15 protein-coding genes are annotated in these 13,179 nt (G+C 36.1%); all 15 read right to left on the bottom strand.

The window, feature by feature from the left end:
- Nucleotides 1–97: 97 nt before the first annotated feature.
- On the bottom strand, nt 98–337 hold the full coding sequence (locus BCL90_RS25130; protein WP_121288064.1) for a hypothetical protein: 240 nt from the start codon (nt 335–337) through the stop codon (nt 98–100).
- A 42-nt stretch (nt 338–379) separates the two neighbouring features.
- Nucleotides 380–973 (bottom strand): hypothetical protein, encoded by a 594-nt coding sequence (locus BCL90_RS25135; protein ID WP_121288065.1) that lies wholly within the window; start codon nt 971–973, stop codon nt 380–382.
- 138 nt (nt 974–1,111) lie between these two features.
- Nucleotides 1,112–1,801 carry a hypothetical protein gene (locus tag BCL90_RS25140; protein ID WP_121288066.1) on the bottom strand — a complete coding sequence of 230 codons (690 nt, stop codon included), beginning with the start codon at nt 1,799–1,801 and terminating at the stop codon, nt 1,112–1,114.
- Between the two features lie 316 nt (nt 1,802–2,117).
- Nucleotides 2,118–2,468 carry an immunity 51 family protein gene (locus BCL90_RS25145; RefSeq protein ID WP_121288067.1) on the bottom strand — a complete coding sequence of 117 codons (351 nt, stop codon included), beginning with the start codon at nt 2,466–2,468 and terminating at the stop codon, nt 2,118–2,120.
- Between the two features lie 112 nt (nt 2,469–2,580).
- Entirely contained in the window at nt 2,581–3,087 is a 507-nt protein-coding gene (locus tag BCL90_RS25150) for an Imm26 family immunity protein (protein WP_121288068.1), read from the bottom strand.
- Nucleotides 3,075–3,632, bottom strand: a complete 558-nt coding sequence (locus tag BCL90_RS25155; protein ID WP_166792204.1) for an RHS repeat-associated core domain-containing protein — start codon at nt 3,630–3,632, stop codon at nt 3,075–3,077. The genes BCL90_RS25150 and BCL90_RS25155 overlap by 13 nt, the downstream gene beginning before the upstream one ends.
- 192 nt (nt 3,633–3,824) lie before the next feature.
- Nucleotides 3,825–4,142: a hypothetical protein gene (locus BCL90_RS25160; RefSeq protein ID WP_121288069.1), complete on the bottom strand. Its 318-nt coding sequence runs from the start codon at nt 4,140–4,142 to the stop codon at nt 3,825–3,827.
- A gap of 192 nt (nt 4,143–4,334) precedes the next feature.
- Nucleotides 4,335–4,910 (bottom strand): hypothetical protein, encoded by a 576-nt coding sequence (locus BCL90_RS25165; protein WP_121288070.1) that lies wholly within the window; start codon nt 4,908–4,910, stop codon nt 4,335–4,337.
- 2 nt (nt 4,911–4,912) lie between these two features.
- Complete coding sequence (locus tag BCL90_RS25970) at nt 4,913–5,281, bottom strand: hypothetical protein (RefSeq protein WP_208529874.1); 369 nt, start codon at nt 5,279–5,281, stop codon at nt 4,913–4,915.
- Between the two features lie 69 nt (nt 5,282–5,350).
- Nucleotides 5,351–5,761: an RHS repeat domain-containing protein gene (locus BCL90_RS25175; protein WP_121288071.1), complete on the bottom strand. Its 411-nt coding sequence runs from the start codon at nt 5,759–5,761 to the stop codon at nt 5,351–5,353.
- Nucleotides 5,762–5,803: 42 nt separating this feature from the next.
- On the bottom strand, nt 5,804–6,454 hold the full coding sequence (locus tag BCL90_RS25180; protein WP_121288072.1) for a hypothetical protein: 651 nt from the start codon (nt 6,452–6,454) through the stop codon (nt 5,804–5,806).
- 309 nt (nt 6,455–6,763) lie between these two features.
- Nucleotides 6,764–7,318, bottom strand: coding sequence for a hypothetical protein (locus BCL90_RS25185; RefSeq protein WP_121288073.1), 555 nt, complete (start codon nt 7,316–7,318; stop codon nt 6,764–6,766).
- A 10-nt stretch (nt 7,319–7,328) separates the two neighbouring features.
- Nucleotides 7,329–11,486, bottom strand: a complete 4,158-nt coding sequence (locus BCL90_RS25190) for an RHS repeat-associated core domain-containing protein (protein WP_121288074.1) — start codon at nt 11,484–11,486, stop codon at nt 7,329–7,331.
- A gap of 18 nt (nt 11,487–11,504) precedes the next feature.
- A complete protein-coding gene (locus tag BCL90_RS25195; RefSeq protein ID WP_121288075.1) occupies nt 11,505–11,840 on the bottom strand; it encodes a hypothetical protein in 336 nt (111 codons plus the stop codon).
- A 1-nt stretch (nt 11,841) separates the two neighbouring features.
- Nucleotides 11,842–13,173 carry a hypothetical protein gene (locus BCL90_RS25200; protein WP_121288076.1) on the bottom strand — a complete coding sequence of 444 codons (1,332 nt, stop codon included), beginning with the start codon at nt 13,171–13,173 and terminating at the stop codon, nt 11,842–11,844.
- Nucleotides 13,174–13,179: the final 6 nt, after the last annotated feature.

Genomic DNA, 13,179 nt, shown 5'->3' on the forward strand with positions numbered 1-13,179 from the left:
GCTGTAATTGTGGCATTGAGAGAGTGGGGACTATTACACCGTGAAAAAGTGAAGACGGAATGGAATTGAAAAACAACAGCTGCCAATACTTAAACTGTTATATTGCTTTTCCATAACTATCCAACTCAATAGGCCATGTGCTTAAGCCTTCATCATCATAAAGCACTGTTGGTGTGCCTAAGTAGTCGGTAACTATACTATACTTTTTATCTCGTTTTATTTTAGCAACCGGTACAAAACTTTCTTCTTCAAAAATCCAGGTAGTTAATTGGTTGTCGGCTATTTCCTTTTCAACATCAAAGGTTTTGAACTCGTGTAAAGGTAATTTTCCATCCAAACATAAAATGGATAATGGCAGCTTTTAGTATCAAAAAACGCTTTATGCAATCTTCTCAAGTAGTATTGCATCATTATTTTTCCAAAAGCTTTTTTCAGTTATATTTAGGTTTAATTTCTCACAATAAGAGATAAGGATATTGTGATTTAATCGATCTTTTATTATTTTTCTTTTATAAAATTCTATATTTTCCAGCCACAAAGGATCTCCCTCTTCATGAAATATCCATTTTGGATCCTTCATTGCATAAACAACTCTTGCTTTGTTTCCATTTGCCCAATGTGTAAATGAGTTCCTTGCATCGCTTATGTTCAAATCTGATGTCATATGAAAACTGAACGCATCTAATTTTAACTCATTAGCAATATAATTCGCTAAGGTTTGCCATTCATCATTATAATTGGTAACCATTACCACCATTGACGAATTAGAACCAGGTACAAAAAAATATGCTTTAATTAAATGAGCCCCACCCTTCGGTGGTCTCTTTAGATAAAGATCAAAGAGAAATGATTTCTTCTTCATCTCGTATTTAACATTTGCATCAAATTTATCTTTTAGCACTTCCTCTATTTCATTTATTGTGGCACGAAAGCAAGTAAAGCCGAACACTTCGAAATTTTCAATAAAATTCATCTATTAGATTTTAGAGCAGCTACCATTTCCATTCCGATCCTGCCGTAAGTTTCCATTCTCATCAATTAGCCACAATGGATTTCTTGCATTGTGGTCATTACCCTATACTTTAAAGGAAACATATCATTTCATTAGAACCTATTTTATGCGATTTTTATATATGTAGTCTTTTATTGGTTTTATAAGTTCTATTTCGTAATTTTTTGACTTTTTAAATTCTAAGAACTCAATTTTTTTATCATTAGCTTTTGCCAAAGGAACAATTGTATCTTCAATTTCAGACTCCCTATCTGTTAGAATTGCAGCAGCAACTCCTGTAATAAATTGCCGCCAATTTCCTATATTTTTAATTAAAGTTGGGTCTTTGTACATATCCAAAAGTTGATTATAATCACCTGCCAGTGGTTGTATATATTGGATAAAATATTTCTTAATATCCTCTAATATTACACCTGCAACATCTAAATAGTCCTTTGAATTATCAAACATATATCTAGAATAAACAGCCCATTCTTTTGGCAAAGAATTTAAATAGCTTAAAGATAAAACCAAGCCATAATTAATATCATGTATATTTTCTTTTCCAAAAGGTGCAGTAATTACTTTATCTAACGTTGGATTGAAAATAGCCATGTGAAATGAGATTACAAAACTATTTTTACCTTTTGAACCAGCCAAAACAGTATCAAAAGAAAAGCTAACTTTACAATCATTTTTTATATCGAAAACTATAGTTCCTAATTTTTTCTGTTTATCTAATGTTTTGACAGGAATTAGTTTTTCAACTTCTTCCATTAAATAAACTATTGCTTCTTTTTTTGTCTGCATCGTTTTTACATTAAAATTTATATATCGTACCAATTGGTGTGGAATCTTACATTGTTATAAAACAGTTGAAGATCAAGTGGATTGGGTAAAAATGATAAAAAGCTAAAAGAGTGCAAGGCGAAAAAAATCAAGCAGTTATGAAAAAAAAATAAAAATTATGAATAACTATTTCATTTTTCTGGTTGTTGGAAAAAAAGAGTTTTGCAAAGCAATTATAATTAATGCTTGGCTTTGCCACACCTTTTTTTCTTTTTCACTACAAAAAAACTGCTTCAATCGAAGCGGTTTTTTTGTATAATTATAATATTGAATTTTTTTAATCTAATTCTGCTCTTGAAAACAAATCTCGTATTAAAGTTTCATTTTCGCAGGTTTCTTTAAACGCAATTATAAATGTTTTTAAAGCATCTGTATTTGAGGAATAAGCACAAAACATTCCTGCTTCGGGGTCAAACTTAACTACCTCCATTAATTCGGGCTTTTGTTCTTCTAAAAATATTTTTGCTAAAGAACCCCAATCATAGCCGTTTCCCTCAAAGCCTTCGTCTTCTCTTAATTGGAAAATTTCTGATTTATATTCGCCAACATTGAGGCATACAGAAACATTATTTTCGTGTTCTACCCAGAAAAAGGGCTTGATTAATTCCTTAAAACTATTAGTGTCCATATTTGTTCCAACTCTTTAAAAGTTCACTGCCATTTGCTTTATCTTGTCCCTGTATTTCGCAGGTAAGAAGCATGGGTAGTATTAATCTTTTCAAGATTTTAATAATTGTTCCCTATAAAATTCTCTCAGCAATTCTTTTTTCTAAATGGATCGGATGCCAGATTTTAGCTGATTCATAACTACTCGCGTCGCTTGCAGACAAAATACTTTTTTCCCCTGTATCAAATGTTTTGAGATAAAATCCATCCCCTTCTTCCATTACCATTTTAATATCCGAATAACCAGAATCAACATATTTATTATAATTTGCTGTTTTACAAACAACTTTCCATCTTTTTTTCCTCACTCCCTGCCAAAACATTAATATGGGATCGAACAAACGATTCGAATTAACAATTTCATCACATTTCGTTTTAATGGGGCCTAAAAGATCGAAGATTTCTACTAAAATACCTGCACCGCCTCTATCTTCTATAGCCCGTCCAAAAGCAAAAGCTTTGTTATCATCTTGCTTGCTTAATATTAGTGGATTAGTTGGATCATAATTTTCACCTATCCAAAATAACGGTATACAAAAAACTTCACCACCCTCTACATATTTTTTTTTTACTTTTGACATCCTGATTTTATTTTATCGTATTCTTCCTTATATTCTTTGCCATTTGGATCACTTCTTTCCTTTACAAATGAATTCTGCTGGTTCGATTTAGGATTTGTCTTTTTTATTGTATCATATTTTTCGATATACAATTGCTCGTAAGCTCTGGCTTGTGCATAAGGCAAATCTTCATGGAACAAACGCATTTCATCTGTTTCAGGATCAAATCTTCCATTTCTTTCATGCTGATCAAGTCTAACGTCGGCATCTTGGCTAATTCCAATGTAATATGGATCTTTCTCCCCTTGTCTGTATAATCCATAAACATCTTGATTAGCTTTATCCACGTTCGGCACTAATCCAAAAACATCTATCCAAATACTGGTATCCTTAACATACCCATAAACTGTCGGGTTATTACCAGCTAACCCAATCGGATCCTGACTAATATACGTCCCCTCTTCCGGCGCGTAATACCTAAAACGATTATAAGCTAAACCAGTTTCGGTATCCAAAGTTTGTCCCTGATAGAGATAGTTGCAAAAACCTGCTTCGCCAACTTGCATTTTAACATTGCAATAGCTATCTATTTCCCTTTGCCAGATTAACGAACCTTCATCATCATAACCTTATATGGGTGTGCCCAAATGATCTGCAATAATACTGTATTTTTTATTGCCTTATATTTTGGCCGCTGGTGCAAAATTACGTTGGTTAAATACCCAGGTTATCGCATCATTTATAAAAAGATTTAATATTTATTTTTGATTATTAAGTTGATTTAACCATTTTTCTAACATAGATACATTGTCATATTTTTGAGTTCTATCAGTATATGCCAACCACTTATCAACTAATTTCTCAAAGGTTAATTTTCCTTTATCTGTTAAATCATTTTCAAATATTTCAATATCATCTATGAAGATACCCTTATCGTATATATTTTTTTTAAGGAGTTCATTTTGATATGAAAATATCAATAAAGACTTACACAATGCTAAGGTTTCATCCTTATCCTTTTGCCGTATCTGCGAATTAATTAAATTTGGGAGACTGATTATTATTTGATTTTCCATTTATTTTATTCTTATAACTTTGTTTGAACTTTGGAAATGTCCATCTATTTACATCAATATAATTCATAAAAAAAATAAAATACCTTTATTCATATCTTCTGCTAATTTGGTTAGTGTATACTCCTACCATATTTGGCCTTTTATTTTAGATATTTCCCAACAAAAATTAAGGGAAATTTAAATCCCAATTAATCATTTCGCTACTAAATATCGACTCTTAGATTGAGTAAGATATTTTTCATTACTACCGTCATATTCTTTAGAAGCATAATGCAAAGCGACAAAATGTTTTTCAGGTATGTCAGACAAAATTTCCCTATTCCGTGAAACTAGGTAAACTTTTTTGCTCCCCTCACCAATTAGCTTTAAAACTTTTCTAAAAAAATCTGCAGTCTTAATATCTTCAGTTAAATAAGAAGCTCCTAAACGACCATTTTTTAAACAATTAGAATCATAGGTTGCAGGTAAAGAAGGTAAATATTGGATTATTCCTTTACCAATCATCGGAAAACTATAAGGGGCTGTTTCTTGCGCATCTACCAACCTTACATACTCTTCAAGCGAAAAAATAGAAGTGTTTAGAATAACGCCAGCAACTTTAATATAACTTAATGAGGGAACTAATTTTACAGTCTTTTCGCTACTTCGTTCAGTATCAATGAATAATATGTCATTCAAATGTTTCTTTATTAGTTCAGAAAAACTATTTGAGTCAGATTCGGTCATAAAAAAACCAAGCTGTTTTACAATGTTATTATCTATTTTCATTTCTAAAATCTATATATACTTCCTGAGTTCATATTTCCAACATCCCAATCCCCAGGATTGATTTGAGTTCCTTTTCCAACCGTAATAACTGTTGCATCTGGCTCTTGCCTAAGTATTCTATTTGCGTTATCCCACTCACGCTGTGACATGCCATGCATATTTCCTTTATCAACTGTCTGAACATATACAGTTTCACCATTAACATCGAATGTCATGTCTGTATATGATCCGCCTACCTTACTGCTAGCGAGTTGGGTATTTGGTGAGAGATATGTTTCTGGCATATTGCTACCGGTGAATTTGTCTCTTCCTCCAGCTAAGTGAGTTGCAGTTGGATTATCGGCTAAAAATTGATCTCTTACTTGATCCATGTGCAGGCGGGTAGCGCAATTTCCTCTTCTTGCTAAATCCAAAAGGATCTGTACTAGAAGTTGGATCATTCACATATCCGTAAACCGCCGTACCGCCAACAACCCAATCGGATCCTGACTTATATACATTCCTTCCTCAGGTGCATAATACCTAAAACGGTTATAATATAGCCCCGTTTCTGCATCTTCATATTGTCCCTGGTACCTTAATGGGCATTCTGTTAAAGAACTACCAGTGTTTAACCTTGCTTTGCCATAAGCATCTAACTCCACACGCCAGGTGCTTAAGCCTTCGTCATCATAAAGCGCTGTTGGCATTCCTAAGTGGTCGGCAACTATACTGTACTTTTTATCTCGTTTTATTTTAGCAACCGGTACAAAACTTTCTTCTTCAAAAATCCAGGTAGTTAATTGGTTGTCGGCTATTTCCTTTCCAACATCAAAGGTTTTGAACTCGTGTAAAGGTAATTTTCCATCCAAAAATAAAATGGATAATGGCAGCTTTTAGTATCAAAAAACGCTTTATGAAATCTTCTCAAGTAGTATTGCATCATTATTTTTCCAAAAGCTTTTTTCAGTTATATTTAGGTTTAATTTCTCACAATAAGAGATAAGGATGTTGTGATTTAATCGATCTTTTATTATTTTTCTTTTATAAAATTCTATATTTTCCAGCCACAAAGGATCTCCCTCTTCATAAAATATCCATTTCGGATCCTTCATTGCATAAACAACTCTTGCTTTGTTTCCATTTGCCCAATGTGTAAATGAGTTCCTTGCATCGCTTATGTTCAAATCTGATGTCATATGAAAACTGAACGCATCTAATTTTAACTCATTAGCAATATAATTCGCTAAGGTCTGCCATTCATCATTATAATTGGTAACCATTACCACCATTGACGAATTAGAACCAGGTACAAAAAAATATGCTTTAATTAAATGAGCCCCACCCTTCGGTGGTCTCTTTAGATAAAGATCAAAGAGAAATGATTTCTTCTTCATCTCGTATTTAACATTTGCATCAAATTTATCTTTTAGTACTTCCTCTATTTCATTTATTGTGGCACGAAAGCAAGTAAAGCCGAACACTTCGAAATTTTCAATAAAATTCATTCTATTAGATTTTAGAGCAGCTACCATTTCCATTCCGATCCTGCCGTAAGTTTCCATTCTCATCAATTAGCCAAAATGTATTTTTAGAGTCATTTGGCGGGTTTTTCTTCTTGCTTTTTGAGCTTTTTTACTGTTCTTAAAACGTTGAAAATCAATCATATTTGGTGAAAAATGAGAAAGAGATGCTAGACAAAAAACAAGATGCTCTGAAAAATTCAAAGTATGGATAACTTTTTCATTTTTCTTGTTTTTGAGAACAAAAAGTAAGTTTTTGTAAAGTAATTATCAAATTTAATGCGTGGATTTGCCACACCTTTTTTTCTTTTTCACTACAAAAAAAACCGCTTCGATTGAAGCGGTTAAAGTTTATTGATTTTCCAATATCTGTTTTAATTTAATGCTATTGGCAGGTAATATTTGTTTTAATTCCTCAACACTAAAATCTTTCAGATATTTTACATCTTTTCTTTTAACTGTTCCTTCTGTTAGAACTTCATCTACATAATTATCTTTATAAAATCCGTCCCAAGGATGAAGCCCAAAAAATGTTTTTAAAATGTGGTCAAAATCTTGGGATTTATTTCTATATAACCCTAATGACTGGGATATTTCATTTTTATAATTTGGAACATTCTGGTAATTGATTTCCCTTTTCCCAATTATATTAAGCCCATAATTTTTTATAGGATTGCCGTTTATAGTAAGAATTATTATCGGCTTACTTAAATCCAAAGTTTCTATCTCGCTCTTTAGTTTTTCTTCTATAGGAAAAAGATAATTAAAGAATGCAAGTGTATATTGTTCGTAACGTTTTCCCTCTATCTTAAATAAGTTGCAAAGCTGTCCCAAAGTCCAAGCATTTTCATTTAATTTTATTGAGAATAACATTCCCTCCTCTAATACTATTTTTGTTTTAGCCATAGTAACGTTTTTAATGACAACCTGTTTTTACTTTATTTTTTGTTCCTCCTGCGTCTTTATACTTTTCATCAGCCATTGCGTGAATTTTATTTTCTAACGGTCCTCCGTCTTTGGCAATGCCGCCATTATCTCTAATCCAGTTTTCTTCGGCAAGAGACAAGTTTTTCTTACCTGCAATATTATCTTGAAGGGTTTCAAAATCATATTTTTGACCTCCGTTAGGATTAGCTTTGTTCAGTGCACTATTGTGAGCTGATTGTCGGCGATTAAATGCTTCTATGCTTTTGGATTTACCAACGTATTGTTTACCAGTGTAAGGGTCGGTTCTTAAATAAACAATACCAGTTAGTCCAAATGGGTCTATCCAACTATTTACATCTCTAACATATCCATACAAAGTTATTCCACCATTTAACCCAATAGGGTCTTGGTTAATATAAACTCCTTCCTCAGGTGCATAGTATCTAAAACGGTTATAATACAGCCCCGTTTCTACATCTTCATATTGCCCTTGATACCTAAACGGGCACTCTGTTAAAGAACTACCGGTATTTAACTTTGCTTTTCCGTAACTATCCAACTCAATACGCCAGGTGCTTAAGCCTTCATCATCATAAAGCGCTGTTGGCGTTCCTAAGTGGTCGGCAATTATACTGTACTTTTTATCTCGTTTTATTTTAGCAACCGGTACAAAACTTTCTTCTTCAAAAATCCAGGTAGTTAATTGGTTGTCGTCAATCTCCTTTTCAACATCAAAGGTTTTAAACTCATGTAAAGGTACATTTCCATCCCATACAAAATTAGTAATGGTTTGTTTAAATTTCTTAAAAATTCTTCTTCCCAAGGCATCATAACCAAAAGTTACCTCGTGGCCATCGGGCCGGGTAACTTTAACCAGCATGCCTGCGGCATTCCAGCTGTAATGCCACACCTGGCCATTCCTTTCTTCTTTTTTAATTAAATTACCCAGCGCATCGTAGCTGTAGGCGGCAGTTCTGCTTTTTAACAAACGCCCACCCTTATCGTATCTGCGGTCTTTTTGTTCTGGCGTTTGGTACAGGTTGCCTACGGCATCGGGCATTCTAAATTCTACCGTGCCATCGCCATAAATTACCTCGGCCAGGTTGCCATGTACATCGTGCTTAAAGGTTTTGCTCCCTGTACTGCTATCGCTAATGGCCGTTAACCGATCTCCGTTCCAACTGTACTGGCGCTGCAGTCTTTTATTTCCCTGCTGTATGGTTTGCTGGCTAAGCCTCCCGGCATCATCATAACTGTTGTGCTGTTCTACTTTACCTGTGGTGTTGCGTTGTACCTCCTGCCCGGCATGGTTATATTTGATATCGGCCTGCCAGCCATTGGCATTAATTTGCTCCACCCAGTTCATTTGGGCGTTGTACTTTAAGTTAAGGTCGGCACCCAGGCTGCTCTTTAAATGCGTACGTTGCCCCAATAAATTAAAGGTATTGTTTAAACTATGCTGGTTGCTGCTTTCCTGTATAATATTGCCCATTACATCACGCTGTAACTGTACCTTTGCCAGGTTATTGGTAGCCGTAATCAGGTTGCCCATGGCATCATAGTCATACTGCTCCATGCTGTTATCGGCATGGTAGTAAACCGTGCTTAGCTGGCCTGCAGGGGTATATTCGTAACCTTGCTGCTGTCCGTTGGGTAAGGTGATTTGTACTACTTGCCCGGCTTCGTTACGCAGGTATTGGCGGGTAAGGCCATCAAAACCTATTTCGGTAAGCACATTGCCTTCACTATCCAATTCGAAACGGTAGCTTTCATTGTTTTCGTTAATCACCTGGGTAAGCTGTCCTTCTTTATCGTATAAAAAAGCAATGTTGGTGTTGCCCTGGGTACGGTTAATGACATCGCCAAAAAAGTTGTAGGCCAGTTTTACCTGGCTATGCCTGTTGTTTGCTTCAATAACATTGCCCATGCTATCGTAAACCAACCGGTGCAGGTTGCCATCGGTATCTTTTAGTTCCGTTAACTTACCCGATAGGTTGTATTTTCTATACTGGAAATTGTTAAGCGCATCTTTAATTTCTATGCACCTGCCTAAGGCATCGTAATAGTAGCTTATTTGTGTCTGGTTGGGCAATTCTACACCACGCAGGTTATAGTCGGTATCGTAGTACAACTGCGTAACCTGCCCCATCACATTACTAATGGTATTGATTAAACCATCGTGGTTATAGGTGTAACCTGTTGTGCCTCCTGCAGGGTTCGTTTTGCTGATTAAATTACCGGCATCATCATATTCATACTGCCACAGCCCTCCGTTGGGCAAGGTGGTTTCGGTTGGTTTGTTAAGCTTATTGTATTTAATGATTACAGCTCCCTGCCCCGGTAAATTAATTTCGGTCAGGTTTCCGTAATCATCGTATTGGTAGGTGGTGGCTATGCCCAGTTCGTTGCTGGTGGCTATTAAATTACTGCAATCATCATAAGTAAATAATTGCTCGCCGCCATTGCTGTTCACAATTTTAGTAACGATGCCATTTTTATGATGATAGTTTTTGGTGTGCCCCAAACTGTTGGTGGCCAGGGTTAGCCCATTTTGATATACAAAGGTATAGCTAAATAAACCGTTTGGCCCAAGGGCTGCCGTACACCTTCCTTTATCGTCATATTCGAACGTAAATATGGTGCCATCATTAAAACTGCGGGCTGTAATGTACCTGTCTTTCCAGGCAAAACGATTTCTAAAGCCTTCAGCATTGTAGAGGCCATTTAAATTGCCTTCGCTGGTATAAGTGTACCTCACCGCCTGAAAGGTAAGACTGCTATTGGCAATACCTGGATTTGGCAGAACAAGTGCGGTAATTAATCCTTCTTCGTTACTTTCGACCGTAATTATTCGATCTGCACTATCTTTAATTTGAATTAAATGTCCTTGTTCGTTATAACTAAACCTGATGGCAAAGCCATTTCTATTGGCAATGCTGCGTAAAAGACCATGGTTGTTCGCATTGGCCAGCGGTGCATTAAAATAATAAAACAAACCATCTTTACTACCAATAAAATATTCGCCCTGCTCATCTCGGTGAAGCTCAAATTTTTCTATGGGGTTGTAAAAGCTGGTACCTGGTTGTAAAACGGGAAACACAACTGGCCGGCCTGCAGTATCGTTCATTACAACCATTTTATCTGCTTCATTGATCAGCAGGGTAATGTCGTAACTGTGGTAAATGTTCTTGCCCAAAGGGCCGTTGTACTGGCTATCGCTGTAATAATTTGCCTCCCATACCAAAGGTATTGGCCCGGGCAAGGTAAAACCTTCTAAATAACTGGCCATGTGGCCACTGGCTGCATCTACCGGTTCGCCTAAATATTTACAAACAAAAGGTTGTACCGCATTTCTAAACTTGCTAAAGCCCGGAAACTTAGCTTCAATTTTTGCCATTAGCTTGGTGAGCAGTTTACCCAGCATTTTTATGGCAAACTTAAGTCCATGCATAAGGCCCATAAACATTAAGCTATTCACTAAATCTGCAAATGTAAGCGGTTGCTCTTCTTTTGGACCGCCAATAATAACAGGCCTCCCTAGCGGAAGAACGACCATAACGGCAGTTAAAAAATTTAAATAAAAACCTCCGGTGGGATTGTTGTACAAAATTTTCCCTATATCCTGACAGGAATATGCCCGGCATAAAAAAGTGCTTTGATACATGCCCTGGGTAATCACGGTTTTACTGCCGTGAGAGAGTTGCCCCTCATGGGGGTGGAAAAATTTTGGCAGCAGGAATAAAGGGTGGGGGATTACCGAATGCAGCAAATTTAAGGCTTTAACCGCTTTACCCAAACCTTTAAGTTTGCCCATGATAGGCGGTACAGAAGGCATACCCCAGAGCGCTCCCTGCGCAGCACCTCTATAACATCCGTTAATTAACACCGTGCCGCCCATTGGCACATCCTTAGCAATTGTAAATGAACCTTCAGCGTACACCGGCATTGCCGGAAGCGTAAAATGGATATAATCCATCGGATCAAAAATTAATGCCGCAAAGGGCGTAATAGGGCAGGGCGTAATCGGCCAGGGCACCTTTAGTACATGGAAATCAAGCCCCAGAACGATATCGAAATGTTTTGCCGCCGGTTGTGGATCAACAGAGGCTGGCAGCACTATTGGATTATTTTCTATTTTAAATGCCATAGGATATAAGATTATAAATTATGGTCGGCTAGTCTTAACCTCACTATCAGCATTGGTTGGATCATAATATACCGTTATTGTATCCTTCTCATTATACTCGCCACCCAACTCACAGTTAAAGCGGCTGATTTTTTCCCCATTAGCAGCTATAATCGTAATGTTATACCTGGCTTGTTTGGCGCCATATCTGGTGATACGAACCGGCATTTTTTCATCTATCACCGCCCTTGCTTCCACATAGTTTTTATATTTGATGTCGGTTTCATTATCCTTTTTAAAATAACTGCAGCCGGTATAAATGATGGATATGATGATAAAAATGGCACCAAGCCATATGGCATTATTAGTATTCATGTTATTTAGCTTTGGTAAGTTCTTTATATTGATGATCTAAATTATTTCTCCAGTTTTGTCCCCATAGTTCATCCATTACGGGATGGTATTTGTTTAACATCGCCTGATCTGCTATACTCAGCATATCCTTTGCGTAAAACATAGCCATAGCATTATCTTTTAATTCCATTTGCTGATCCTGGGCCAGTAACTCCCAACCGGTTATAAAGCAATTTCTGGCTTCTTCTTTACCGGCGCTTTTTCTTAAGCTATTACCCAGCATCTGATAAATACCGGCAAGTAATAAGGTATTGGTTTCATTACTATTTAATGTTAAACAGTTATTATAAACAGACGCAGCTTCTTCAAACTTACTGCTCATGAAATACAAATTTCCTTTGGCGATATAGTATTGATATGGTGTTTGATCTTTGATATTATTTTTTTCGGATTGTACAATTGCTATTGCTTTATCAATGGCATGGTGCGCTTCTTCAGGTTTATTTACTGATGCATAGAATGTGTGCTCAAAAAAATGAACCAATGCCTGTTGAGCTGCCCAGCCATATTTCTGCGCTATTTTTAGACAGGTATCGCTATAATAATGTACCTGTTCTTCATCTCTGTATCCAATGGCTTCATTCATTTTAATTAATGACTGCTGAAAACTGACCATTTCCCTTTCTTCCGGTGAAGTTTTCGCAGCTTTTGTATCTTCCAAAATCTGATCCATTGCTCCGGCAATATCCAGGTCGGGATACAGGTATTTAAACTGGTTAGACTGTTTTTTAGATAAACTTTCGAAATACATCGAATCACGGGACTCGTATAACATGATACGAATACGGGGGTCGATTTTCTCTTGCATCAACAATTCAATCCAATTGCTAAAGGCTTTTACATCATTTAATGTACTTGGAAACAAAGCCAGCACAAGTTTTTCGTCATCCGCTGAAATTTTTAGTGCTAAAGCCAATAAATTCATATTTTCAACAAACCATTCACTTTCGTTAACGTTTTCTGTCCAGGCGGTTGGCTGCCATTCTATTAAGCCTGTTATTTCGGTAAGTGTTGGATCTTTATTCCATTCATTAAAATACTGTTGCAAATCGCCAATTATTCTGGCGCCATAAGATTGAATTTCAGGTTCGAAAGGCTGCGCCAAACATAAGATCGTGTCTTGTAATGTTTTCTCATAGGATGTTTGGAATATTACAAATCCTTTGATTGTCTTGAATTCTACAGAAGAAGAACCAACCCAGGCAAATGTAGTTACATTTGGATATTTTTGTAATGCTTCTGTCCACATCTCGGAAAGCATCATTACCCTTTGCATAATTGCGTTACGCTCCATTTATAG

Source organism: Pedobacter alluvionis (genome assembly GCF_003664035.1).
GTDB lineage: Bacteria > Bacteroidota > Bacteroidia > Sphingobacteriales > Sphingobacteriaceae > Pedobacter > Pedobacter alluvionis.

Excerpts from the sequence above, each read along its gene's own strand:
- BCL90_RS25135 (WP_121288065.1), bottom strand. The coding sequence starts at position 973 with ATGAATTTTATTGAAAATTTCGAAGTGTTCGGCTTTACTTGCTTTCGT.
- BCL90_RS25190 (WP_121288074.1), bottom strand. The coding sequence starts at position 11,486 with ATGGCATTTAAAATAGAAAATAATCCAATAGTGCTGCCAGCCTCTGTT.
- BCL90_RS25200 (WP_121288076.1), bottom strand. The coding sequence starts at position 13,173 with ATGGAGCGTAACGCAATTATGCAAAGGGTAATGATGCTTTCCGAGATG.
- BCL90_RS25150 (WP_121288068.1), bottom strand. The coding sequence starts at position 3,087 with ATGTCAAAAGTAAAAAAAAAATATGTAGAGGGTGGTGAAGTTTTTTGT.
- BCL90_RS25165 (WP_121288070.1), bottom strand. The coding sequence starts at position 4,910 with ATGAAAATAGATAATAACATTGTAAAACAGCTTGGTTTTTTTATGACC.
- BCL90_RS25160 (WP_121288069.1), bottom strand. The coding sequence starts at position 4,142 with ATGGAAAATCAAATAATAATCAGTCTCCCAAATTTAATTAATTCGCAG.
- BCL90_RS25195 (WP_121288075.1), bottom strand. The coding sequence starts at position 11,840 with ATGAATACTAATAATGCCATATGGCTTGGTGCCATTTTTATCATCATA.
- BCL90_RS25140 (WP_121288066.1), bottom strand. The coding sequence starts at position 1,801 with ATGCAGACAAAAAAAGAAGCAATAGTTTATTTAATGGAAGAAGTTGAA.
- BCL90_RS25145 (WP_121288067.1), bottom strand. The coding sequence starts at position 2,468 with ATGGACACTAATAGTTTTAAGGAATTAATCAAGCCCTTTTTCTGGGTA.
- BCL90_RS25970 (WP_208529874.1), bottom strand. The coding sequence starts at position 5,281 with ATGGATCAAGTAAGAGATCAATTTTTAGCCGATAATCCAACTGCAACT.
- BCL90_RS25155 (WP_166792204.1), bottom strand. The coding sequence starts at position 3,632 with ATGCAAGTTGGCGAAGCAGGTTTTTGCAACTATCTCTATCAGGGACAA.
- BCL90_RS25185 (WP_121288073.1), bottom strand. The coding sequence starts at position 7,318 with ATGGCTAAAACAAAAATAGTATTAGAGGAGGGAATGTTATTCTCAATA.
- BCL90_RS25180 (WP_121288072.1), bottom strand. The coding sequence starts at position 6,454 with ATGGAAACTTACGGCAGGATCGGAATGGAAATGGTAGCTGCTCTAAAA.